Source organism: Streptomyces sp. PsTaAH-137 (assembly GCF_003259365.1).
Lineage (GTDB): Bacteria > Actinomycetota > Actinomycetes > Streptomycetales > Streptomycetaceae > Streptomyces.
In genome coordinates, this window is record NZ_QLLY01000004.1 from 268761 (window position 1) to 291383 (window position 22623).

The window sequence follows — 22623 nt, forward strand, 5'->3', positions numbered from 1 at the left end:
GCGTGCGATGTGCTCACAGGTGCTGTTGCCCGCCGGTGGGCTTGGTGAACGTCTCGGCGCTCACGTGGCCCTCGATGACGTTGCGGCACAGCCGGGTCAGGGAGGTGCGGTGGGTGCGGGCATGGGCCCGCAGACGTTCGAACGCGGCGTCGGGCGCGATGTCCAGGTGGGCACCGAGGGCGCCCTTGGCCTGTTCGATGATGATGCGGCTGTTGAGCGCGGTCTGCAGTTGACCTACTCGTTCAGCCTGGTCCTGGGAGAGGCGTTGGTGCAGGATGCCGATGGTAGCGGCGTCCGACAGGGACTGTCCCAGACGCAGGGCCTGCGAGGTGAGTCCGCTGGGCCGGGCGTGGAAGAGGTTCACAGCGCCGATCACTTCTTCGCGCAGGCGCAGCGGAAGCGCGGCCGCAGTCGCGAATCCGGCCGCACGGGCCGCTTTGGTGAAGCGAGGCCAGCAGGCAGCGGCGGCCGTCCCGGTCAGGTCCAGCGGGCCGATCTGCTCGTGCTGCCGGCAAGAGTCTTTGCACGGGCCCTCGTCGAACTCGATCTGAACTTCTTCGAGTTGATGGGCTGCTTGTGTGGAAGCGGTCACATCGACCAGCCGTTCCTGGGCATCGACCATGATGACGCCGATCGCGGTCACCTCCAGCAACTCACGCATGTGATCGGTCAACACATGCAGAAAGTCCACCAGATAGAAGCCCTCTTGAAGAGTGTCGGCCAGATCCAGAAACGCCCGCGCCAGACGTTCGTCGCGCTCCCACTGCGCCATCGCGCCGCCTCCTTCGCCCCACAGGCCCCGCCGATCCGGCCGGCCTGAAGCGCCACCGCCAGTGTCCCGCAGATGTGCCGGGGCGGGATCGAAACTGCCAGAAGGATCGGAATCAAGGTGCGAAAAGGGTCGGCTGCCTCGCCACTCAAGGCCGTGCCAGACCCGTGCCAGACTGGGCGGGGAGCCACAGGGAACAGCGGGGAAATAGACCGTCAGCGTCGCAGGCCACAAAGCCGCCTCGCCGCAGGTCAGACGCCCAACTCCCCCTAGATCACCCAAGCTTCCCAAGCTTAGAGCGCGAGTTCGATTCTCGTCACCCGCTCCATGGTTCAGAGCAGCATCCAGGGCCCAGGTCATCGACCGGAGCCTTTTTGCTATCCGCGTGCGGCGAAGCAGGCAAGCAGCCCCGCTCCGACTCCCAGGACGATCAGTTGCAGGACGCCCGGGATACGCCATCCCAGAGCGAGGAGACCGCCGCCTGTGGCGACCGCGCCGCCCAGGAGGAGCCACATTCCCCGCAGTGCCTCACTGGGAGCATTGGGCGGATGCGCTCTGTCGTGGGCGTCGGCCCAGCCCGTCATTCCGTAGCGGAGAAGCAGCAGATAGGCGATGGCCATCAGATCGATGACGAGGAGCGCCGCGCTGACACCGACCTGCTCGCCAGTCGACGGTTCCCCTCCGGGCCTCAGACCCATGGCCCCTCCGATCGCCGGCGACACCCGTCGAAACGCATCCCGTCCAGCATGCCGACACGGCAGGCTCCGCACATGAGCACAGCTACTCAGTTGCTCCGGTTCTACCGCTGCGGCCCTTTGTTCGTGCGGCCGCTCCGCCCGAGTGGGCGCCGGCAGTCCGGGAACTCTCGTTCGTTGTGACGGTGGTGGGCCCGTTGCTGTGCACACGGGGGGCCGTCTGGGACGCGATGCGCTCGGATTCGGGCGCAGGAGTGGGGGCGTGGTGGTGAAGGGGCTTGACGCCGGCGCAGGGTCGATATCCGGGGACGACGATATCGACGGCGACGAGAGAGGCGAGGGTCGGCGGAAGGGGCGCTCCTTCTGGAGGGAGTTGCCGATCCTCGTCGGCGTCGCGCTGGTACTCGCGTTGGTCATCAAGATGTTCTTCGTGCAGGCATTCTCGATTCCGTCCGAGTCGATGCAGAACACGTTGCAGGTGGGCGACCGGGTGTTGGTCGACAAGCTGACGCCGTGGTTCGGCTCCAAGCCGCAGCGCGGGGATGTCGTGGTCTTTCATGACCCCGGGGGCTGGCTCCCGGACAGTGCGGAGGAACCGAACGCGGTGCAGAAGGTTCTGAGCTTCGTCGGACTGATGCCGTCGGCTGACGAAAAGGACCTGATCAAGCGGGTGATCGCGGTGGGAGGCGACACCGTGGAGTGCGCAGGGAACGGCCCCGTGAAGGTCAACGGGAAGGCACTGGACGATCCGTACATCTATCCCGGCGACACCCCCTGCGGTGACAAACCGTTCGGGCCGGTCAAAGTACCCAAGGGGAGGATCTGGGTGATGGGTGACCACCGCCAGGACTCCTCGGACTCCCGGTACCACCAGGATCTGCCCGGCGGTGGCACCATCGCCGAGGACCAGGTCATTGGCCGGGCCTTCGTCGTCGCATGGCCGGTCACCCGCTGGGCGACGCTGCCGGCGTCACGGTAGCGAGTCACGCCTGTCGTTCGGACTTCCCGCTGCCCTGACAACACGCCTCCCTGCTAGAACTCCCGCATGACATACAGGTTCACAGCGCTGCTCGCGTTCGGGGTCGATGATCCGGAAGTCGACGACTGTCCGATGGCGGGGGTGGCCGAGTCCGGCGACGAGGATGGGTTCTCGCTGTTCTTCATGTGCGACTTCGGCGAGCCGGACGCGCAGGAAGTGTCTCTGGGCATGGACACGCACTGCCTCGTCACCCCTGATCAGGGCACCGCCTACGGCTGCGTACAGGAAGTGTGGCTGAGCGACGGTCTGTTGCGTGTGACCTTGGATCCTGGGGCGCTGGGCGACCTCGGGCTGACCGATCCCGTCGTCGAGGCGGTGCTTCGTGCGCCCGCGGAGGACTTGGCGCGTCTGCGGGACGTGCTGCCGCGCATTCTTCGGTACGGGCGTCCGGAGGCGCGTCCGAGAATGATCAGTGGGTAGCGGGGGCTTCCGCAGGTAGCCTTCTTGAGCGGTTGATGATCATTGGAGGGGCCCGTGCACACCATCCTGTTTCTGTTGGAGGGCGCGCTGGGGTTCGGCAGCGCTCTGGTGTTCGCCTGGGAGCTGAACCGGCAGGCCTCGGGGCGGGGTTGGAGGAAGGCGCGGGTTCTCGCTGCCGCGGTGGTCGGGTTCTTCGCCGCGCTGCTGGCCGCCTACTCCTAGGTGGCGTTCGTCCCTGCCGCTCAACGCCCCGGCCCGCCCGCGCGCGGCAACTGCGCGGGCGGGCGGGGCCTTGAGTGTCCGTCAGACGTTGACCCCGAAGTCGAGTGCGATGCCGCGCAGGCCCGAGGCATAGCCCTGGCCCACCGCGCGGAACTTCCAGTCGCCGCCGTGGCGGTACAGCTCGCCGAAGACCATCGCCGTCTCGGAGGAGGCGTCCTCGGAGAGGTCGTAGCGGGCGATCTCGGCGCCGCCCGACTGGTTCACGACCCTGATGAACGCGTTGCGCACCTGGCCGAAGCTCTGGCCGCGCGACTCCGCGTCGTGGATCGAGACCGGGAAGACGATCTTGTCGACCTCGGCGGGGACGGCCGCCAGGTTCACCTTCACGCTCTCGTCGTCGCCCTCGCCCTCACCCGTGAGGTTGTCACCGGTGTGCTCGACGGAGCCGTCGGGGCTGGTGAGGTTGTTGTAGAAGATGAAGTGCCGGTCCGAGATGACCTTCCCGGACGCGTCGCACAGCAGGGCGCTCGCGTCGAGGTCGTAGTCGGCGCCCGTCGTGGTGCGGACGTCCCAGCCGAGGCCCACCAGGACCGCGGTCAGCCCGGGCGCCTCCTTGCTCAGGGACACATTGCCACCCTTTGCCAGGGAAACTCCCACTGCTCCTACCTCCGTTGCTCGCGTCGTCGCTGCCTGCGACTCGGTGTGCCGTCACCCCGTCAACGTGTGCGCCGAGGCGATCGTTCCTACGGTTGCGCAATGTTTAAAGTAATGACCATGAACCCTCACGCTCAAGCAGCCCGGGAACTCGCCGTCCTCGAAGGCGGCCCCGCCCACGGGCTGCGCCTGCGCGTCACGGACCGGCCGCCGGTGGTGCAGATCACCCGCCCGTGCGAGATGGAGGACCCGGCCGGGCCCGCGGAGCTGCGGGCCGAGGCGCTGTACGTCTACCGGCGCGACCTGAGCAGCCACGGCGAACCCCTGCGCTACGGATTCGACGGCGCCAGCCCGTGAGGGGCGGCAGGGGCGGGCGCTAGCGCGGCTCCCCCGCCTCCGCCGGCCGCACCGGGGCCGCGGGCGCCGCCGCGTCCGCTCCGCTCTCTTCCTTCATCGCCTTCGTCTCGCTCTTCAGGATGCGCAGCGACTTGCCCAGGGAGCGGGCGGTGTCCGGGAGCTTCTTCGAGCCGAAGAGCAGGATGATCACCAGCGCGACGATCAGCAGGTGCCAGGGCTCAAGGGCGTTGCGGAACATGGGGCCACCTCGTGTCGGGTCAGCAGTGCGGGGCGTTCAGAATTACTTGCTACATTGCGCAACCGTACAACCTTCTGGTTCCACCGGACGAGGGCGCGAGGGCACAGAGATGACGCGGACATCCAAGGCGCGGGCCAGACGGCGCAAGCGGCGGCTGCGGCCGGTGCTCGTGGTCGGGCTGTCGTTCCTGGTGCTGGTCACGGCGGGCGCGGGCTGGCTCTATCTGCGGCTCAACGGGAACATCGACACCTTCTCCTCCGACGGCGTCTCCAAGAACCGGCCGGACGCCGACGCCTCCAAGGGGGAGAACGTCCTGGTGATCGGCACTGATGCGCGTACCGACGGAAACAGCGCCCTCGGCGGCGGCGACAAGAGCGACATAGGCCGCTCCGACACCGCGTTCCTGCTGCACGTCTACGCCGATCACCGGCACGCCGTCGGCGTCTCCATACCCCGGGACACCCTGGTCACGATCCCGCCCTGCAAGCTGCCCGACGGGTCGTGGAGCGCGACGCGGAACGACACGATGTTCAACGCCGCGTACTCGACCGGCGAGACCGCCAAGGGCAACCCGGCCTGCACCCAGAACACCGTGGAGAAGCTGACCGGGCTGCGCGTCGACCACACCGTCGTCGTCGACTTCAAGGGGTTCTCGAAGCTCACCGAGGTCGTCGGCGGGGTCAAGGTGTGCCTGCCGAACGACATCTACGAGAACGATCTCAATCCGCACCGCGCCGCTCAGGGCGACCGGATCTTCACGAAGGGCGTGCAGACCGTGTCCGGGCAGCGGGCGCTGGACTACGTACGGATCCGGCACGGCATCGGCGACGGCTCCGACATCGGGCGCATCAAGCGCCAGCAGGCGTTCGTCTCCAGCCTCATCAAGAAGATCAAGGACGACGGGTTCACGCCCACCCGGCTGCTGCCGCTCGCCGACGCCGCCACGAAGTCCATGACCGTCGACAGCGGGCTCGGCACGGCCGACAAGCTGCTGTCCTTCGCCATGTCGATGAAGAACGTGGATCTCCACAATACGAAGTTCATCACCGTGCCCTGGAAGTACCAGGGCAACCGGGTCGCCGTCGTGCAGCCCGACGCCGACGCGCTGTGGGCCTCGCTGAAGGACGACCGCACCCTCGACGGCAAGGATGCCAGCGGCGGGAAGGCGGCCGGGGCCGCCGCGTCGAGCGCCGCGCCGTCGGCCGACGCCACCGAGGACGTCGACGGGGACGGCGCGTCCGTCGCCGTCTACAACGGCACCCGCACCTCCGGTCTCGCCGGTGACGCCGCCGAACTCCTCACCGGACACGGCTTCACCGTCACCACCACCGGCAACGCCGCCACCCAGGACCACACCACGACCACCATCACGTACGGCGGCGGCAGCGGTGAGAAGGCCGAGGCACAGGCACTCGCCCGGCTCTTTCCCGGCGCCGAACTCGTCGGCGGCGGAACCGGGTTGAGCGTCGTGGTCGGCTCCGACCACGCGCCCACAGGCGGTACGCAGACGGCGTCACCGGCGCCGACCGCCGTGCCGTCCGGCGTCGCCGCCGAGGCCCGCTCCGCCGACGACGACCTCTGCTCCCACCTGTCCTACGGCTGAGAGGTCTCGCCCTGCGGCTGCGGCATCCGGCGGCGCAGGGCCACCAGCGCGGCCGCGTACAGCGCGAGCACCGCCGCGAGCAGCGGGTAGTAGATCAGCGGCAGGCCCGTCATGCCGAGCAGCGGGCCGAGCGGGGAGAGCGGCAGCACGATGCCGACGGCCGCGAGGGCGGTCGCCGAGCGGCGTACGGGCGTCGGGGTGCGGCCCTCGGCGGTGCGGCGGCCGGTGCGCAGCAGGAGCATGACGAGGGCCTGGGTCAGCAGGTTCTCGGTGAACCATCCGGCGTGGAAGCCCTCCTGGTCGCCGAGGTCGAGGGTGCCCGGCAGGACCCAGGCGAGGACGCCGAAGGTGGTGAGGTCGGCGAGGGCGCCGAGCACGCCGAAGCCGGTGAGGGAGCGCAGGAAGGCGCGCGGGCGCAGGACGGTGGGGCGGCGCAGCGCGGCCGGGTCGGGGCGGTCGTGGGCGAGGGCGAGCTGGGCGCCGTCGAAGCACAGGTTCTGCACCAGGACCTGGGCCGGGAGCATCGGCAGGAACGGCAGCAGCAGTCCGGCGGCGAGCATCGCGATGACGTTGCCGAGGTTGGAGGAGAGCGTGATGCGCAGGTAGGAGGCGATGTTGGCGCTGGAGTGCCGCCCTGCGTCGACGGCGTGGCCGATGGCGGTGAGGTCCTTCTCGGCGAGGACCACGTCGGCGTCCTCGCGGGCCACGTCGACGCCGTCGCGGGGGCAGACGCCGACGTCGGCGGCGCGCAGCGCGGGCAGGTCGTTGACGCCGTCGCCGAGGAAGCCGACGGTGTGCCCGTGCAGGCGCAGGGCGGCGACGACGCGGGCCTTGTCGGCGGGGGTGCAGCGGGCGAACACCGTGGTGCGGGCGGCGAGTTCGGCGAGGGCCCGGTCGTCGAGGTCCGCGGTCTGCGCGCCGACGGTCACCTCACCGGGGTCGATGCCGAGGTCGCGGCAGGCGCGGGCGGCGGTGGCCGGGTGGTCGCCGGTGAGGACCTTGACGGTGACGCCCTGGCCGGCGAGGGCGCGTACGGCGTCGTGGGCGGTGTCGGCGAGCGCGTCGTGGAAGGCGACGAAGCCGTGGAAGGCCAGGCCGCGCTCGTCGGCCGGGGTGTAGCCGCGGGCGCGGGCGGGGCGGTGCGCGGTGGCCACGGCCAGCAGCCGGACCCCGTCGCCGGCCGCCGCCGCGGCCTCGGCCAGCAGCTTCTCGCGCTCGGCCGGGTCGTCGAACGCGCACCGCTCGACGACCTCCTCGACGGCGCCCTTCACGACGAGCAGATGGGTGCCGAGTGCGCCGGGTTCGCGTACGACGGCGGTGGCGAGGCGGCGTACGGGGTCGAAGGGCAGCGCGTCGACGGGATCGTACGTCTCCACGCGGTCGAGGTCGGCGGCGTCGAGCAGCGCCTCGTCGAGCGGGTCGGGGTGCGGGAGTTCGGCGGCCTGGAGGGTCCACCAGGCGGAGACGGCGGCCCAGTGCAGGGCGTCGGGGTCGGTGCGGCCGGGGTCGACGACCGGGCGGTCCTGGGTGAGGGTCCCGGTCTTGTCGACGCAGAGGACGTCCACGGCGCCGAGGTCGTGCAGGGCGGGCAGGCGCCGGACGATGACGCCGTGGCCGCGGGCGAGGAGGGCGGCGCCGCGGGCCAGGCAGGTGGTGACGATGACCGGCAGCATCTCGGGGGTGAGTCCGACGGCGACCGCGACGGCGAACGGGAGGGTCTCCAGACCGCGGCCGCGCAGGGCCGCGTTCGCCATCAGGACCAGCGGCGGGGTGATCAGCATGAAGCGGATCAGGGTCCAGGAGATGCCGTGGACGCTGCGGTCGAAGGCGCTGAGCGGGGCCGGGGAGGGGCCGGTGCCGTCGCGGGCGCGCTCGGCGGTCCGTCCGCGGCCCGTGCCGCGCACCGCGGCGAACCGGGTGTCCGCGCCGGTCGCCACGACGATGCCGGTGCCGCTGCCCGAGGCGACGGAGCTGCCCTGGAAGCACAGATGGGCGGTGTCGTCGGCGGCCGGGGCGTCCACGGGGTGCTTGGGCGCGGGCGCCGACTCCCCGGTGAGCGCGGCCTGTTGGACGGTCAGTCCGTGGGCCTTGATCAGGCGGAGATCGGCGGGGACGAGGTCGCCCGGCGCGAGCCGGACCACGTCGCCCGGCACCAGGTCGTCGACCGGGATCTCGCGGGCCTGCGGTTCGGCGTCGGCGCTGTCCCGGCGCCGGACGCTGGCGGTGCCCGCGACCAGCTCGCGCAGCCCGGCGCCCGCCCGGTCGGCACGGTGCTCGCCACGGGCGCGCAGCGCACAGCTGACGATGACCAGGGCGAGGATGACGCAGGCGGTGCCCCACGCGGAGACGACCGCGGAGACCAGCCCGAGGCAGAACAGGACGGCGGTGAACGGGTCGCGCAGGCTGCGCCAGAACCGTACGGGCAGGGAGATCGGCCGGGCCGTGGGCAGCGTGTTCGGCCCCGAGCGGGCCAGCCGGTGTCCCGCCTCGGCCTCGGTCAGGCCGCGCGGTCCGGTGTCCAGGGCGCGCAGGGTCTGGAGCACGGTCTGGTCACCGGCGACGGGGCCCACGGCGGGCGCCGGCCGGGATCCCGGACCGGGGTCGGGCAGGGCCACGGCGGTGCCTTCAGGCTCCGGCGGCGCGGTGCCGGCGCACGGGAGCCCCGGCCTGCTCGGCACGCTCGGTCAGCTGGCCGACCATCAGCCGCACCACGGTGACGATGTCGGGGTCGTCGACGTAGTACACCTGGCGGCGGCCCTCGCGGCGGGACCGGACGAGCCCGGCGAGCTTCAGCTTGGTCAGGTGCTGGCTGACGGCGGGCAGCGCGCCGCCCACCCGCTCGGCGAGCCCGGTGACGTCGCTCTCGCCCTGGGCGAGCGCCCACACCATGTGCAGCCGCACCGGGGAGGCGAGGAGTCCGAACGCCTCCGCGGCCTGGCCGAGCACGTCGGAGGACGGATCGGCGGAGTTCTCCGGGGGTCCGGGGTGCCCCGGGCGCCCCTGGATCCCCGGGTGTCCCGAACCGCCTGAGCCTGGCCTCACCGACCCACTCCCGTCCCGTGTCCTGTCCGTTCCCGTCCGTCAGTTACGGCGGCAATTCTAGAGGGGCCGGACGGCCGGGGGCTCCGCGCTCGGGCGAGCGGCGATGATGGAGGGGCCGACCCCGCGACATCAGGAGGAGCAGCGTGCCGGATTCACGTCAACAGCCCCGTCGACGCGCGCAGGGCGAACTGGAGCTCGCGGTCCTGGCCGCGCTGCGCTCCGCGGACGGACCGGCGAACGCCGGCTGGGTGCGCGACCGGCTCGGCGGCGATCTCGCCTACACCACGGTCATCACGATCCTGGCCCGGCTGCACGCCAAGGACGTGGTCACGCGCGAGCGCGACGGGCGGTCGTTCGTGTGGACGCCGACGTCCGACGAGGCCGGGCTCGCCGCGCTGAAGATGCGCAAGGTGCTGGACGGCGAGCAGGACCGCGAGGCGGTCCTGGCCAGCTTCGTCACGTCGCTGCCCGAGGGCGACGAGCAGGTGCTGCGGGCCCTGCTCGACCGGGCCGACGAGGAAGCCGGCTCCTGAGGCCGTGGGCATCTTCGTCTTTCTGCCGCTGGTGCTGCCGCTGACGGCCTGGCCGGTGGCCCGGCTCGCCGCCCAGCGGCTGCATCCGCGTACGGCGACCCGGCTGCTCACGGCCGTCGCCGGGGTGATGGCCGCGTGCAGCACGCTGTGTCTGGCGCTGCTGATGGTGGTCGGCACGGCGCAGCTGCCCGGGAACCCGCTGCCCGACGGCTGGTCGGACCCGGAGGTGCGGGCCGCGGTGCCGCAGGACGAGATCGCGGGCAAGGCGGCCATTCCGGCGCTGGTCGCCGTCGTCGCCGGGGTGCGCACGCTGTGGCGGCACGCCGGTCTGCGGCGGCGGGCCCATGAGGCGCTGGCCGGTCTGCCGCCCACGGAGGTCGCGGTGCTGCCCGACGCGGAGGCGTACGCGTACGCGCTGCCGGGGCGCCGGGGCGGGCGCGGGCGGATCGTGGTCAGTTCGGCGCTGCTCGCGGAGCTGCGTCCGGCCGAGCGGCGGGCGGTGTTCGCCCATGAGCGGGCCCATCTGGCGGCCCGGCACCACCGGCATCTGCTCACGGTCCGGCTCGCGGCCCGGCTCAATCCCTTTCTGCGGCCGCTGAGTTCGGCCGTGGCGTACACGGCGGAACGCTGGGCCGACGAGGAGGCCGCCGCCCGGGTCGGGGACCGCCGGGCGGTGGCGCGGGCCATCGGCAAGGTGGCCCTGTCCGGCGGCGCGGTGCGCGAACCGGTCTTCGCGGGCCTGGCCGCGCCGGGCCCGGTGCCGCGCCGGGTCGCGGCGCTGCTCGCTCCGGCGCCGCCGGCGTCCGCCCGCCCCACCGCGTTCACCACCGTGGGCCTCGCCGTGTGGACGGCGGGCGCGGGGGCCGCGGCCTCGGCCATGTCCTCGGCGAACTCGGCGGTGACCCTGGCCTTCACCCTGCACGCGGCGACGCCCTGGTGAGTGAGGGTGCCGGGGCGGCGGCACAGCTCACCGCCGCCGCCCCGGCATCCGGCCGCTAGAGGTCGAACTCGTGCGGGGCGAGGCCCAGCATCTGGCACGCCTCGCGGACGACGGCCCGCTCGGTGGCGTCGAAGTCGCCGTCGGCGCCGCCGATGACGATGCCGATCTGGATCACGGCGCGCGCCTCGGCCTCCTTCTTCTTGGCCTTGGCGACCTCCTGGAGCACGCTGACCTTGCCGAAGTCGAAGTCGGCGGTCAGCTTGTCCAGGTTGGCCTCGAAGCGGCGCTGGAGGTCGTCCGCCGGGAAGTTCTGCAACACCTCGTTGCTCATGATGAGTTGGGCGACGCGGCGGCGCTCCGACGGGTCGATCGTGCCGTCGGCGGCCGCCACCAGCGCGCACATCGCCATCGATGCGTCACGGAAGGCGCCCGACTTCAGGTCGTTCTTCTTCGCCACCAGCTGCGTCTGCATCGTCGACGCGGATTCCTTGATGCGGTCCCACAGGGCCACGAGTGTTCCTTCGGTCGAGGGTGAGAATCAAAGTCGTTCCAGGATTCTTCTACAGCTATGTAGAAACTATTCGCTCCCCCGGAAAGTTCCGCCCCGCGCCCTGGCCGCCCACGAGTTCGGACAGCACGTCCTCCATCGTCACGAAGCCGATCACGGTGCCCTTGTCGCCGGTGACGGCGGCGAGATGGCCGCCCTGGGCGCGCAGCGCCGTGAGGGTGTCGTCGAGCGGGGTGTCGATGCGGACCCGGGTCAGCGGGTGCAGGGCGCCGCGCGGGAAGGGCAGGTCCCGGTCGGCGATGCCGAGGGTGTCCTTGATGTGCAGATAGCCGAGGAGCGCGGTGCCGTCGGCCCCGGTCACCGGGAAGCGGGAGAACCCGGCCCCGGCCGCCGCCCGCTCGAGACCCGCGGGCGTGATGGTGTCCGGCACCGTGCGCATCGACCGCGCGGGCACCACGATCTCGCCGACCGGGCGGGTGCCCAGCTCCAGGGCGTCGCGCAGCCGCTCCCCGTCGGCGGGTGAGAGCAGCCCCGCCTCGCTGGAGTCCAGGACGATGCGGGCGAGCTGGTCGTCGGTGAAGACGGCCTCGACCTCGTCCTTCGGCTCGACCCCGAGCAGCTTCAGCAGCGCGTTCGCGAAGGCGTTGATGCCGAAGACGACCGGACCGAGGGCGCGGGTGAGGCCGACCAGCGGCGGGCCGAGCAGCAGGGCCGTGCGCACGGGCGCGGCGAGCGCGATGTTCTTCGGGACCATCTCGCCGAAGAGCATGTGCGCGTACGTCGCCACGGTCAGCGCGATGACGAAGGACAGCGGGTGGACGAGGGCATGCGGCACGTGGACCGCCTCGAAGGCCGGCTCCAGGAGGTGGGCGATGGCCGGTTCGGCGACGGCGCCGAGGACCAGCGAGGAGACGGTGATGCCGAGTTGGGCCGTGGCGAGCATGGCGCTGATGTGCTGGAGCGCCCACAGCGCTGTCTTCGCCCGCTTGCTCCCCTCGCGGGCGCGCGGCTCGATCTGGTCGCGGCGTACGGAGATCAGGGAGAACTCGGCGCCGACGAAGAACGCGTTGGTCAGCAGGGTGAGGGCGCCGATGGCGAGCTGAAGGGCGGTCATCGGGCGTCCTTGGGCAGGGGTGCGGCGGGGGCCGCCGGGGCGGTGACGCGGACGCGGTCCGCGCGGTGGTGGTCGACGTCGAGCACGGTCAGGAGCCAGCCGTCGAGCTCCACGGTGTCGCCGGGCTCGGGGATGCGGGCCAGGCGGGTGGCGACGAGTCCGGCCACGGTCTCGTACGGGCCGTCGGGCGCGGCCAGGCCGATCCTGGCCAGCTCGTCGATGCGGACGCCGCCCTCGGCCTCCCAGCGGGACCGGCCGTCGGCGCCGGGGTCGGCGGGCCGCAGGTCGGGGGCGCTGACCGGGTCGTGCTCGTCGCGCACCTCGCCGACGACCTCCTCGACGATGTCCTCCATGGTCGCCACCCCGGCGGTGCCGCCGTACTCGTCGATGACGACGGCCATCGTGCGGGTCTCGCGCAGCCGCTCCAGGAGCCGGTCGGCGGGCAGGCTGTCGGGGACCAGGAGGGGCTTGGTGGCCAGCTCGGTGACCGGGGTGAGCGGCCGCCGCTCCGGCTCCAGGGCCAGTACGTCGCGGATGTGGACGGTGCCGATGACGTCGTCGAGGCCGTCGCGGTGGACGGGGAAGCGGGACAGGCCGGTGGCATGGGTCAGTGCCGCCGCGTCGGCGGCCGTGGCGTGCGCCTCCAGGGAGCGGACGTCGACGCGCGGCGTCATCACGTTCTCCGCGGTCAGGTCGCTCAAGTGCAGGGTGCGCACGAACAGTTCGGCCGAGTCGGCCTCCAGGGCGCCCTCGGCGGCGGAGTGCCGGGCGAGCGCGACGAGCTCCTCCGGGGTGCGGGCGGAGGCCAGCTCCTCGGCGGGCTCCAGGCCGAAGCGGCGCACCGCGCGGTTCGCCGTGTTGTTCAGGTGGCGGATGAACGGCCCGAAGGCGGCGGTGAATCCGCGCTGCGGCGCGGCGACGACCTTGGCCACGGGGACGGGGCGGGCGATCGCCCAGTTCTTCGGGACCAGTTCGCCGACGACCATCAGGACCACGGTGGACAGGGCGACGCCGAGCACGGAGGAGACCGTCGGGGCGGCGCCGCCGAGCCCCGCCGCCTCCAGCGGGCCGCGCAGCAGCGCCGACAGGGAGGGCTCGGCGAGCATGCCGATCACCAGCGAGGTGACGGTGATGCCGAGCTGAGCACCGGAGAGCTGGAACGTCAGATGCCGGACGGCCTTGAGCGCGCCGGCCGCGCCGCGCTCCCCGGCGGCCGCAGCGCGCTCCAGCTCACCGCGCTCGACCGTCGTCAGGGAGAACTCGGCCGCGACGAACAGCGCGCAGGCGAGCGTGAGCAGCAGCGCGAGGCCGAGCAACAGCACCTCGGTCATGACCGCCCCACCCCCTGCCCGGGTGTCTCGATGATCGGCGGTCGGCTACTCGGGGGCTCACCCATCGCGGGCCTGGCTCCTTCGCACTCGGGGAATCGGCTGATCCCGGTCGGTCGTCACGGTGGGGCGGCGCGGCAAAAACGCCTATTCTTCTACGCGCCTGTAGAACGTGGCCGGGTTCGGTGTAGTTCCCGCGCCCCCACCCCTGTAACCCCCGTGATTCCCGTAACCCTCCTACGTACAAAAGGGAGTGAACGCCTCGATGGTGTTCAAACGACTGCTCGGCTCACTCGGCGTGGGCGGCCCGACCGTCGACACCGTCCTCGCGCCCGGGGCCGCCGCCCCCGGCGGCACCCTGTCGGGCCAGGTCCGGCTCAGCGGCGGCAGCGGCGACTTCGACATCGAGCACATCACCCTGGAGCTGGTGGCCCGGGTCGAGGCCGAACAGGGCGACCACGAGGAGGTGGGCGCGGTCGCCTTCGACCGGTTCGTGGTCGGCGGCGGCTTCCGGCTGACGGCGGGCGCCGAGCACACGGTGCCGTTCTCCGTGACGCTCCCCTGGGAGACCCCGGTCACCGAGCTGTACGGGCAGGGGCTCGGCGTCGTCCTCGGGGTGCGCACCGAGCTGTCGGTGGCCGGCGCCAAGGACAAGGGCGACCTCGACCCGCTCACCGTGGGCCCGCTGCCGGTGCAGGAGGCGATCCTGGAGGCGTTCGGACAGCTCGGCTTCGGCTTCCGGTCGGCCGATCTGGAGTACGGGCGCATCGGCGGCACCGGCCAGCAGCTCCCCTTCTACCAGGAGATCGAGCTGATCCCGGCCCCGGATTACGCGCACGCGGTCAACGAGATCGAGGTGACCTTCCTCGCCACCCCCGGCGGCATGGAGGTGGTCCTGGAGGCCGACAAGCGCGGCGGCCCGTTCGGCGGCGGGCACGACGCGCTCACCCGCTTCACGGTCTCCCACGACGGCATCCACCAGCAGGACTGGAACGCGCTGGTCGACGGCTGGGTCCGGCAGCTCCTGGACCACCACGCGTCGTACGGGTCCCATGCCGCGTACGACGCGGGCCACCACGGGTACGGCGACGACCACGGGCACGGACACGATCACGGGCACCGTTCCGGTCCCGGCATCGGGACGGCCGTCGCGGTGGGTGCGGCCGGGCTCGCGGTCGGCGTGGTCGGCGGGCTCGTGGCCGCCGAAGTGGTCGACGAGGTCGGGGACTTCTTCGAGGGTGACGACGACGAGGGTGACGACGAGGGTTCCGACGACGGCGGGGAGGACTGACATGTTCGGCCTCAGCGAGATCGCCATCGTCCTGATCATCGCCGCCGTCGTGATCGGCGCGAAGAAGCTGCCCGACCTGGTCCGCAGTGCGGGCAAATCGGCCCGCATCCTCAAGGCCGAGGCGCGGGCGCTGAAGGAGGACGACGGGACCGGGGAGGGACCGGCGCAGCAGCCGCGGGTGATCCGGGGCGAGACGGTGGACCGCCCCGACCGGTGAGCCGGCCGGCCGCGCGCCACACCGTCGGCCCCGGGTGAGCACCGCTCGCCCGGGGCCGTTCCCGTGCCGCCGCCCAAGGCGCCGCGGACCATGGCGCGATGTTCTGAATGGTGGTTCACTGCTTGCATGGCCTACCGCAAGACCCCCGCCGAACTGCGCCGCCTCGACGCCGCCCGCGAGCATCTGATCGCGTGTGCCACCGCCGTCGTCGCCGAAGTCGGCTGGTCCCAGGCGTCGGTGACGGCCGTCGCCGACTCGGCCGGGATCGCGGCGGGCTCCGTCTACCAGCACTTCCCGTCCAAGTCCGCGCTCGCCGTCGAGGTCTTCCGGCGGGCCGCGGGCCACGAGGTGGAGGTCCTGGAGACGGTGCTGCGCGGGCCCGGCGACCCCGTCGCCCGGCTCGCCTCCGGCGTCGCCGTGTTCGCCCGCCGCGCCCTGGAGAACCGCGGCCTGGCCTACGCGCTGCTCGCCGCCCCCGCCGAACCGGCGGTCGGGGCCGAGCGCCTCGAACACCGCCGCCGCTACCGCGCGCTCTTCGCCGAGGTGGTCCGCGAGGGCATCGCGGCCGGTCAACTCCCGCCGCAGCACGCCGAGATCACCGCCGCCGCGCTCACCGGCGCGGTCGGCGAGGTCCTCGCGTACCCGCTCGGCGCCCCGGACTCCACCGACACGGACGCCCTGCTGGCCGACCTCACCGCCACCGTGCTGCGCTGCGCGGGCGCCGCCGCCCCGAGCAACTGACCCGACCGGACCCGAACCCGCAGGGAGAGCCCCATGACCGTGACCAGCCGCCCGGCCTCCGTCACCCACGAGGTCACCAACCAGGCACCGCCGCTCACCGGTCACGACGCCGCCGACGACCCGGTCCTCCTCGACGGCGTACGGCGGGAGGGCGCCGCGTGGCACCTCGACGACCTGCACCGCTTCGGCAGGCTCGTCGGCAGCGCGGAGGCCCGCGACTGGGCCGAGCAGGCCAACCGCTGCGAGCCCGAACTGCGCACCCACGACCGCTACGGCAACCGCGTCGACGAGGTCGACTTCCACCCCGCCTACCACTCCCTGATGCGCGCCACCGTCGGCGCGGGAGCCGCCGGTTCGGCCTGGGCGGACGAGCGGTCCGGCGCGCATGTCGCCCGCGCCGCGACGTTCATGGTCGCCACGATGATGGAGCAGGGCCACATGTGCCCGGTCTCCATGACGTACGCCGTGATCCCGGCCCTGCGCCGCGCCCCCGACCTCGCCAAGACCTACGAGCCGCTGCTCACGTCCACCGTCTACGAGCCCGGCCTGCGCACCCCCACCGACAAGCGCGGGCTGCTCGCCGGGATGGGCATGACGGAGAAGCAGGGCGGCACCGACGTACGGGCCAACACCACGGCGGCGGTCGAACAGGCCGACGGCACCTGGCGGTTGCGGGGCCACAAGTGGTTCACCAGCGCCCCGATGAACGACCTGTTCCTGGTCCTAGCGCAGGCACCCGGCGGCCTCTCGTGCTTCCTGGTGCCGCGCGTGCTCCCCGACGGCAGCCGCAACACCTTCCGCATCCAGCGCCTGAAGGACAAGCTCGGCAACCGCTCGAACGCCTCCAGCGAGCCGGAGTTCGACGACACCGTGGCCTGGCTCGTCGGCGACGAGGGCAAGGGCGTGCGAACCATCATCGACATGGTGACGATGACCCGGCTCGACTGCGTCCTCGGCTCGGCCGGGCACATCCGCGAGGCGCTGGCCCAGGCCGCGCACCACACCCGGCACCGCTCGGTGTTCGGCGCCAAGCTCATCGACCAGCCGCTGATGCGCAATGTCCTCGGCGACCTGGGCCTGGAGTCGGAGGCCGCCACCACGCTCGGCCTGCGCCTGGCCGGGGCCGCCGACCGGGCCCAGCGCGGCGACACCGGCGAGCGCGCCTTCCTGCGCCTGGCCACCGCCGTCGCCAAGTACTGGGTCTGCAAGCGCCAGCCGCAGTTCGTCGCGGAGGCCCTGGAATGCCTCGGCGGCAACGGCTATGACGAGGCGTCAGGCATGCCCCGCCTCTACCGCGAGGCGCCGCTGAACGGCATCTGGGAGGGCTCGGGCAACGTCAACGCGCTCGACATGCTGCGCGCCCTGGCCCGCGAACCCGAGTCCCTGGAGGCGTTCCGTACGGAGATCGAGGCGGCGTCCGGCGCCGACCGCCGACTGGACGCCGCCTGGCGGGAGTTGAGGGAGCAGCTGGTGCTCACCGAGGACGCCCCGCTGCGCGCCCGCCGCGTCATCGAGCGGGCGGCCCTGGTGCTCCAGGGCTCGCTGCTCGTCCGCCATGCCCCGGCCGCCGTCGCCGACGCGTTCTGCGCGTCGCGGCTCGGCGGCGACCAGGGCCTGGCGTTCGGGACGCTGGCGCCGGGGACGGACTTCGCCGCCCTGATCGGACGGCTGCCCGCCTGAGCGGTCAGACCGCGGCCCGGTCCGGCTGCTCCACCACACGGCGGTGGCCGCCGGGCATCCCGACGGTGGGGTGGGCGACGCCCCAGGCCGCGCCCTTGCAGACGAGCTCCTTGTAGAGGGCGGCCGTGCGGCCGGTCAGGGCCGAGTCCTTGGCCCGGTCGTCGGCGGTGACGAACTGGATCAGGCCCTCCTTGCGGCCCAGCGAGACGCACTGGTTGAAGTAGCGGATCGGGACCGTCGGCACCTTGCCGCCCGACAGTCGGGCGGCGAGCGCGTCGGCGGCCTGCCAGGCCGAGGGGACGCCCGAGGCGCACGACATCCGCAGCGGCTTGTCGCCCGGACCCTCCACCAGGGCCGCGTCGCCGACGGCGTAGACGTCCGGGTGGGAGACGGCGCGCAGGGTGCGGTCGACGACGATCTGCCCGGTCTCCGAGACCTCCAGCGTGGTGGCCTTGGCGATGGGGTGGACGGCGAACCCGGTGGTCCACACGGTCACCGCGGCGGGCAGCGCCGCCCCGGCCCCGGTGGTCACCTGGCCGGCGTCGACGGCCGTCACGGCGGTGTGTTCGTGCACCGTGACGCCGAGCCGGTCCACGACCTTGCGCAGGTGGGCGCGGCCCTTGGCCGAGAGCCAAGCGCCGAGGGCGCCGCGGGCGGCGAGCGCCACGTCCAGGTCGGGGCGGGCCTCGGCGATCTCGGTCGCGGCCTCCACGCCGGTGAGACCGGCGCCGACGACCAGCACGTGCTCCCCGGGCGCGAGCGCGGCCAGCCGCTCGCGCAGCCGCAGGGCGCCGGGACGGCTCGCGATCTGGTGGGCGTGCGCGGCGGCCCCGGGCACGCCGTGGTCGTCCCAGCCGCTGCCGAGGGCGTAGACGAGAGAGTCGTACGGGAGTGTCTCCTCGCCCTCCCCGGTCACGAGGGTCACCTCCTTGCGCTCGGCGTCGACGCCGGTGACTTCCGCGATCCGCACGTCGACGCCCGTACCGGCGAACATGTCGCTCAGCGGGCGGCGGGTGAGGTCCTGGCCGGTGGCGAGCTGGTGCAGGCGGACGCGCTCGACGAAGTCCGGCTCCGCGTTGACGAGGGTGATGCGGACGTCGTCGCGGTGCAGTCGCCGGGCGAGGCGGCCGGCGGCGGTGGCTCCGGTGTAGCCGGCGCCGAGGACGACGATGCGGTGCTGCTGCATGGCGGGCTCCTACAGGCTCTGGCCGCCCCCGTTCCGGGCGGGCTCGCCTCTTGAACCGGACAGCCCACTGTTTCCTGACAGCAACGTGCCGTGACGCGCGTCACATCCTGCTCGGCCCGGTCAGAGGAACGCCGACAGCACCGGCTCCCCGTGCTCGCCGGCCGCCCAGGTGCGGGTGGCGCGCTCCAGCTTGTCCGGGTTGACCTGGCTGCGGAGGGAGGCGATGCCGTCGGCCCCGAACTCCGGGCACATGACGCCGACGACCCGGCCGTCGAGGACCACGACGATCGCTGCCGTGCCGTTGGCCGTCGTGACGTACACGTCGGGCGAGCCGCCGACGATGTCCCGCTTGGACTTGCCGGGCTTGAACAGGCCCCGCATGAACGTGGCGACCGCCTTCGCGCCCACGAACGCGCTGGCCCGCGCCGGGACCTTCCCGCCGCCGTCGCCGATCGCGGTGACGTCCTGGGTGAGCAGCGCCACCAGCGGCTCGGTGCGGCCGCTGGTGGCGGCCTCCAGGAACTCCGCCACGATGCGCCGGGCGGCGGACTCGTCGATCTCGCTGCGGGCCCGGCCGTCGGCGACGTGCTTGCGCGCCCGGTGGAAGGTCTGCTGGCTGGCGGCCTCGCTGATGTCCAGGATCTCCGCGATCTCCCGGTGGGAGTACGCGAACGCCTCCTTCAGGACGTACACCGCCCGCTCGTTCGGGCTCAGCCGCTCCAGGAGCACGAGCACCGCGTACGAGACCGAGTCCCGCTGCTCGGCGGTGGCGTCCGGGCCGAGCATCGGGTCACCGGCGAGCAGCGGCTCCGGCAGCCAGGCCCCTACATATGTCTCGCGGCGGGCGCGGGCCGAGGTCAGCTGCGTGAGGCAGTAGTTGGTGAGCACCTTGGTCAGCCACGCCTCGGGCACCTCGATCCGCCCGGTGTCGGCGGCCTGCCAGCGCAGATACGTCTCCTGCGCGGCGTCCTCGGCCTCACTCGCCGACCCGAGCAGGCGGTAGGCGAGGGCCTCCAGGCGGGGCCTGAATGCCTCGAAACGGTCCACGTCGCGCAGGGTCACGGCCATGGCACGGATCCTAACCCGCACCCTTGTTCTCCCCCGGCCCGTCTGCTTGACTCCCGCCGCCCGCCCGTCGAGCACGTCGTGGAGGAAGCCGATGGAGATCACTCGCAGACGACTGCTCGGCGCGCTGGCGGCGAGCGGGGTGCTGGCCGCCGTGCCCGCCGGTCCGGCGAGCGCCGCCGATGTCGCGGACGGGGTGGAGCGGCTGCTCGCCAACACGGTGGGGATCTTCGCCGGGACCGAGGAGTCCAACTCCCGTGCGGAGACGGCCGCCAAGGTCGCGGCGGTCGAGAGGACGGCACGGGCGAACCTGGCCGCGCTCGACGCTGCCTCGCCCGGTGGCGGCGAACTCTTCGCCGGGGTCCCGCTCGGCACCAGCGACCCGAACCTCTCCACCAGCTTCCAGCGCCTGTACGAGATCGTGCTCGCCACCCGCACCCCGGGCATATCCCCGGATCTGTACGGGAGTTCAGCGGTCCGGCGGCGCGTGGTGGACGGGCTGTCCTGGCTGCACACGCACTACTACGGCGATCAGTCGCGCGGCTACTACGGCAACTGGTTCACCTGGGAGATCGGCATCTCCCAGTACGTCAGCCGGACCCTGGTGCTGCTCGCCGGCACCGACAGCGCCTCCGCCGATCTGACCGGCGCCTACCTCGACTCCATGGACGCGTATCTGCGCAACGGCAAGGACGGCGACGTCGATCTCGACTCGCGGTTCCACACCGGCGCCAACCTCGCCGACATCACCACCAACCGCATCCTCCAGGGCGCCCTCGTCGGCGGCGCCGAGGGCGAGGCCCGCATCCGCAAGGCGCTCACCGACCAGCTGACCGTCTTCGCGACCATCGACCCGTACGCGCTGCGGCACGGGGTGACGGACGGCTACTACGCCGACGGCTCGTTCCTCCAGCACGCGTCCGTCGCGTACACGGGCTCGTACGGGAAGGGCCTGCTCAGCCGGGTCGTGCAGACCCTGAAGGTGCTCGACGGGACGGGCTTCGCGGACGGCGGCGCGCTGGTGCCGGTCATCGACGGCTGGGTGCGCGACGGGTTCGCGCCGCTGATCTTCGAGGGCTGGATGATGGAGGCCGTGAAGGGCCGCGCGGTCTCCCGCACCGGCACCGGGTACGCGGACGTGGCCACGGTCGTCGAGGCGGTGGTCGATCTGGCCTCGCTCGCGACCGGCGACCGGGCGACGGCCCTCGCCGGGTACGTGAGGCACGTACGGGCCGCGTCGCGCGCCGCCCTCGACCCCACGGTGTTCGTGTCGCCGCTGAGCATCGTCCGCTACACCGCGATCCTCGCCGACGCCTCGATACCGGCCGCCGACCTCAACCCGCCGGCCCGCTCCGTCGCCTTCAACGCCATGGACCGTACGGTGCACCGGCGGCCCGGGTACGCGTTCGCGCTGTCCCGCAGCTCACGCCGGATCAGTCAGTACGAGTACATGAGCGGGGAGAACCTGCTCCCCTGGTTCCAGGGCGCGGGCGCCCACCACCTCTACCTCTCCGGCCAGGACCAGACCCAGGCGTTCGGCGTCGACCACCTCACGACGGTCTCCCCGTACGGCCTGCCGGGCGTCACCGCTCCGGTCGAACTCCGGCGCACCGTCCCGGAGTTGTACGACGGCGACCTCTTCTACGACAACCCGTCGCACCCTCTGAACTTCACGGCGTCCTCCGAGTCCCAGAACACCTACGTCTACTTCCCGACGGCGACCCAGGCGTACTCGGGCGGCGCCGTCCTCGACGGCCGGTACGGCGCGGCCGGGTGGGTGCTCTCCGACGACGTGCCGTGGCGCGACAAGCGGGCCGGGGTCCTCCCGGACGACTTCGTCGCGTACCGGAACGCGCGGGCCACCCGGTCCTGGTTCCTCTTTGACGACGAGATCGTGGTGGTCTCGGCGGGCGTCGGCGACGCGCCGGGTGCGGGCCGCGCCGTGACGTCGACGGTCGACGCCCGGATCGCGGCCCCGGCCGACCGGGTCACCGTTACCGAGGACGGCCCGTGGACCCACTGGTCGAACACCACCCAGGACGTCGCCGTCGGCTACCTCCGCCTCGCGGGCCCGGCGCCGACCCCGCTCCTCACCACAGTGACCCGCAGCCGCCGCACGGTCCGCACCACGAACCCGGACAACCCGGTGACGAAGCAGGTCTTCTCCCTGACCGTGGCCCAGCCCGCCGGAGCCCGACCGACGTCCTTCGCCTACGCGCTGCTCCCGAACGCATCCCCGAACCGCCCGCGACGCACCCCGGTCCGCCTCCTGTCGAACACGCCCCGCTGCCAGGCGGCTCACCACTCGTCCCTCGCCCTGACCACCGCCAACACCTTCACCGACGGCACCCACCGCATGGCGGGCCTGACGGTCGAAGGACCGGCATCCGTCCTGGTCAGACGAGGGGAGGACGTCACGGTCGCCGTCTGTGACCCCACCACCGAACGGGACACGGTGACCGTCTTCCTCCCCGGCCACCGACTGCGCAGGACCTCCGGCGACGAGGAGATACGCGTGAGCCGGGCCCCAGGAGGGACCCGGCTCGACATCCACACCCGGCACGCCTACGGCCGGAGCTTCACGGTGACGCTGCGCTAGGAGGCACCCGCCTCAGAACTCGGCGGTGTCCAGGTCGAAGCCGAGGGGGGCCGGGAGCGGGACCATCAGGACGGGTGCCGGGTCGTGCCACTCCTCCTTGTTGTCGAAGGTCCCCTTGGGGGCGACGACGAGGTCGGGGATCACGTGGCCGGTCTGGGAGGCGCCGGGGACGTTCAGGCCGATGCCCGTGTAGTTGCGCAGGGACTGGTCCTGCCTTCTGGTCGTGATCTGGTCCGCCGCCTCGGACACGTACTCTTCGTGCTCGCCGTTCGCCGGAGGCGTCACGTGGATCTCCCCTTCGATCAACTCCACGCGCCACCCGTCGGGGGCGGCCGCGCTGAGCCGGGAGAAGGCGTCTTCGAGCAGTGGTTCTGCCATGTCC

At 72.4% G+C, this 22623-nt stretch carries 23 protein-coding genes and 1 pseudogene; 12 read left to right on the forward strand and 12 right to left on the reverse strand.

Annotated features, from left to right (window positions below; genetic code table 11):
* Nucleotides 1–13 precede the first annotated feature (13 nt).
* Both K377_RS10285 and K377_RS10290 read right to left on the reverse strand, forming a co-directional pair.
* Nucleotides 14–772, reverse strand: a complete 759-nt coding sequence (locus K377_RS10285) for a GAF and ANTAR domain-containing protein (protein WP_111662915.1) — start codon at nt 770–772, stop codon at nt 14–16.
* A 374-nt stretch (nt 773–1146) separates the two neighbouring features.
* The gene (locus K377_RS10290; RefSeq protein WP_111662916.1) at nt 1147–1467 is read right to left on the reverse strand and encodes a DUF6234 family protein; all 321 of its coding nucleotides are present in this window, start codon (nt 1465–1467) and stop codon (nt 1147–1149) included.
* Between the two features lie 265 nt (nt 1468–1732).
* On the opposite strand from K377_RS10290, the pseudogene lepB reads away from it, so the two are divergent.
* From lepB to K377_RS41615, 3 genes and pseudogenes are all read left to right on the forward strand, one after another.
* A pseudogene (gene lepB, locus K377_RS10295) lies at nt 1733–2431 on the forward strand (signal peptidase I); the annotation flags it as partial.
* A 78-nt stretch (nt 2432–2509) separates the two neighbouring features.
* On the forward strand, nt 2510–2923 hold the full coding sequence (locus tag K377_RS10300; protein WP_111662917.1) for an Imm10 family immunity protein: 414 nt from the start codon (nt 2510–2512) through the stop codon (nt 2921–2923).
* A gap of 54 nt (nt 2924–2977) precedes the next feature.
* Nucleotides 2978–3145, forward strand: coding sequence for a hypothetical protein (locus K377_RS41615; protein WP_161195027.1), 168 nt, complete (start codon nt 2978–2980; stop codon nt 3143–3145).
* Nucleotides 3146–3226: 81 nt separating this feature from the next.
* Here K377_RS41615 and K377_RS10305 read toward each other — a convergent pair whose 3' ends face one another.
* On the reverse strand, nt 3227–3802 hold the full coding sequence (locus K377_RS10305) for a TerD family protein (protein WP_111662918.1): 576 nt from the start codon (nt 3800–3802) through the stop codon (nt 3227–3229).
* Nucleotides 3803–3919: 117 nt separating this feature from the next.
* Between K377_RS10305 and K377_RS10310 the strand changes: the two genes are divergently transcribed.
* Nucleotides 3920–4156, forward strand: coding sequence for a hypothetical protein (locus tag K377_RS10310; protein WP_111663213.1), 237 nt, complete (start codon nt 3920–3922; stop codon nt 4154–4156).
* A 19-nt stretch (nt 4157–4175) separates the two neighbouring features.
* On the opposite strand, the gene tatA is transcribed toward K377_RS10310, so the two are convergent.
* A complete protein-coding gene (gene tatA, locus K377_RS10315; protein WP_111662919.1) occupies nt 4176–4394 on the reverse strand; it encodes a Sec-independent protein translocase subunit TatA in 219 nt (72 codons plus the stop codon).
* Nucleotides 4395–4503: 109 nt separating this feature from the next.
* Here tatA and K377_RS10320 point away from each other — a divergent pair, with 109 nt between their 5' ends.
* Complete coding sequence (locus tag K377_RS10320; protein ID WP_111662920.1) at nt 4504–5997, forward strand: LCP family protein; 1494 nt, start codon at nt 4504–4506, stop codon at nt 5995–5997.
* Here the strand turns inward: K377_RS10320 and mgtA are convergent.
* Both mgtA and K377_RS10330 read right to left on the reverse strand, forming a co-directional pair.
* Complete coding sequence (gene mgtA / locus K377_RS10325) at nt 5988–8612, reverse strand: magnesium-translocating P-type ATPase (RefSeq protein ID WP_111663214.1); 2625 nt, start codon at nt 8610–8612, stop codon at nt 5988–5990. The two genes, K377_RS10320 and mgtA, sit on opposite strands and share 10 nt — an antisense overlap.
* Nucleotides 8613–8622: 10 nt before the next feature.
* On the reverse strand, nt 8623–9003 hold the full coding sequence (locus K377_RS10330) for a metalloregulator ArsR/SmtB family transcription factor (RefSeq protein WP_111663215.1): 381 nt from the start codon (nt 9001–9003) through the stop codon (nt 8623–8625).
* A gap of 179 nt (nt 9004–9182) precedes the next feature.
* Between K377_RS10330 and K377_RS10335 the strand changes: the two genes are divergently transcribed.
* On the forward strand, nt 9183–9572 hold the full coding sequence (locus K377_RS10335; RefSeq protein ID WP_111662921.1) for a BlaI/MecI/CopY family transcriptional regulator: 390 nt from the start codon (nt 9183–9185) through the stop codon (nt 9570–9572).
* Nucleotides 9573–9576: 4 nt separating this feature from the next.
* Complete coding sequence (locus K377_RS10340) at nt 9577–10512, forward strand: M56 family metallopeptidase (RefSeq protein WP_111662922.1); 936 nt, start codon at nt 9577–9579, stop codon at nt 10510–10512.
* Between the two features lie 55 nt (nt 10513–10567).
* Here K377_RS10340 and K377_RS10345 read toward each other — a convergent pair whose 3' ends face one another.
* Genes K377_RS10345 through K377_RS10355 form a run of 3 tightly spaced genes read right to left on the reverse strand, consistent with a single transcriptional unit; the run spans nt 10568 to nt 13465 of the window.
* Complete coding sequence (locus K377_RS10345; protein WP_111662923.1) at nt 10568–11023, reverse strand: tellurite resistance TerB family protein; 456 nt, start codon at nt 11021–11023, stop codon at nt 10568–10570.
* 55 nt (nt 11024–11078) lie between these two features.
* Nucleotides 11079–12134, reverse strand: coding sequence for a hemolysin family protein (locus K377_RS10350; RefSeq protein ID WP_111662924.1), 1056 nt, complete (start codon nt 12132–12134; stop codon nt 11079–11081).
* Entirely contained in the window at nt 12131–13465 is a 1335-nt protein-coding gene (locus K377_RS10355) for a hemolysin family protein (RefSeq protein ID WP_111662925.1), read from the reverse strand. The genes K377_RS10350 and K377_RS10355 overlap by 4 nt, the downstream gene beginning before the upstream one ends.
* Nucleotides 13466–13727: 262 nt before the next feature.
* Here K377_RS10355 and K377_RS10360 point away from each other — a divergent pair, with 262 nt between their 5' ends.
* From K377_RS10360 to K377_RS10375, 4 genes are all read left to right on the forward strand, one after another.
* A complete protein-coding gene (locus K377_RS10360) occupies nt 13728–14753 on the forward strand; it encodes a sporulation protein (RefSeq protein ID WP_111662926.1) in 1026 nt (341 codons plus the stop codon).
* A 1-nt stretch (nt 14754) separates the two neighbouring features.
* Nucleotides 14755–14970, forward strand: a complete 216-nt coding sequence (locus K377_RS10365) for a twin-arginine translocase TatA/TatE family subunit (RefSeq protein ID WP_111662927.1) — start codon at nt 14755–14757, stop codon at nt 14968–14970.
* A gap of 126 nt (nt 14971–15096) precedes the next feature.
* Nucleotides 15097–15711 (forward strand): TetR/AcrR family transcriptional regulator, encoded by a 615-nt coding sequence (locus K377_RS10370; RefSeq protein WP_111662928.1) that lies wholly within the window; start codon nt 15097–15099, stop codon nt 15709–15711.
* 33 nt (nt 15712–15744) lie between these two features.
* The gene (locus K377_RS10375) at nt 15745–17391 is read left to right on the forward strand and encodes an acyl-CoA dehydrogenase family protein (RefSeq protein ID WP_111662929.1); all 1647 of its coding nucleotides are present in this window, start codon (nt 15745–15747) and stop codon (nt 17389–17391) included.
* A 4-nt stretch (nt 17392–17395) separates the two neighbouring features.
* Here K377_RS10375 and K377_RS10380 read toward each other — a convergent pair whose 3' ends face one another.
* Both K377_RS10380 and sigJ read right to left on the reverse strand, forming a co-directional pair.
* Nucleotides 17396–18577 carry an NAD(P)/FAD-dependent oxidoreductase gene (locus K377_RS10380; protein ID WP_111662930.1) on the reverse strand — a complete coding sequence of 394 codons (1182 nt, stop codon included), beginning with the start codon at nt 18575–18577 and terminating at the stop codon, nt 17396–17398.
* A gap of 120 nt (nt 18578–18697) precedes the next feature.
* Nucleotides 18698–19645, reverse strand: a complete 948-nt coding sequence (sigJ, locus tag K377_RS10385; RefSeq protein ID WP_111662931.1) for an RNA polymerase sigma factor SigJ — start codon at nt 19643–19645, stop codon at nt 18698–18700.
* Nucleotides 19646–19736: 91 nt separating this feature from the next.
* Between sigJ and K377_RS10390 the strand changes: the two genes are divergently transcribed.
* A complete protein-coding gene (locus K377_RS10390) occupies nt 19737–22241 on the forward strand; it encodes a polysaccharide lyase family 8 super-sandwich domain-containing protein (RefSeq protein WP_111662932.1) in 2505 nt (834 codons plus the stop codon).
* Between the two features lie 12 nt (nt 22242–22253).
* Here K377_RS10390 and K377_RS10395 read toward each other — a convergent pair whose 3' ends face one another.
* Nucleotides 22254–22619, reverse strand: coding sequence for a Uma2 family endonuclease (locus tag K377_RS10395; RefSeq protein ID WP_237551465.1), 366 nt, complete (start codon nt 22617–22619; stop codon nt 22254–22256).
* Nucleotides 22620–22623 lie beyond the last annotated feature (4 nt).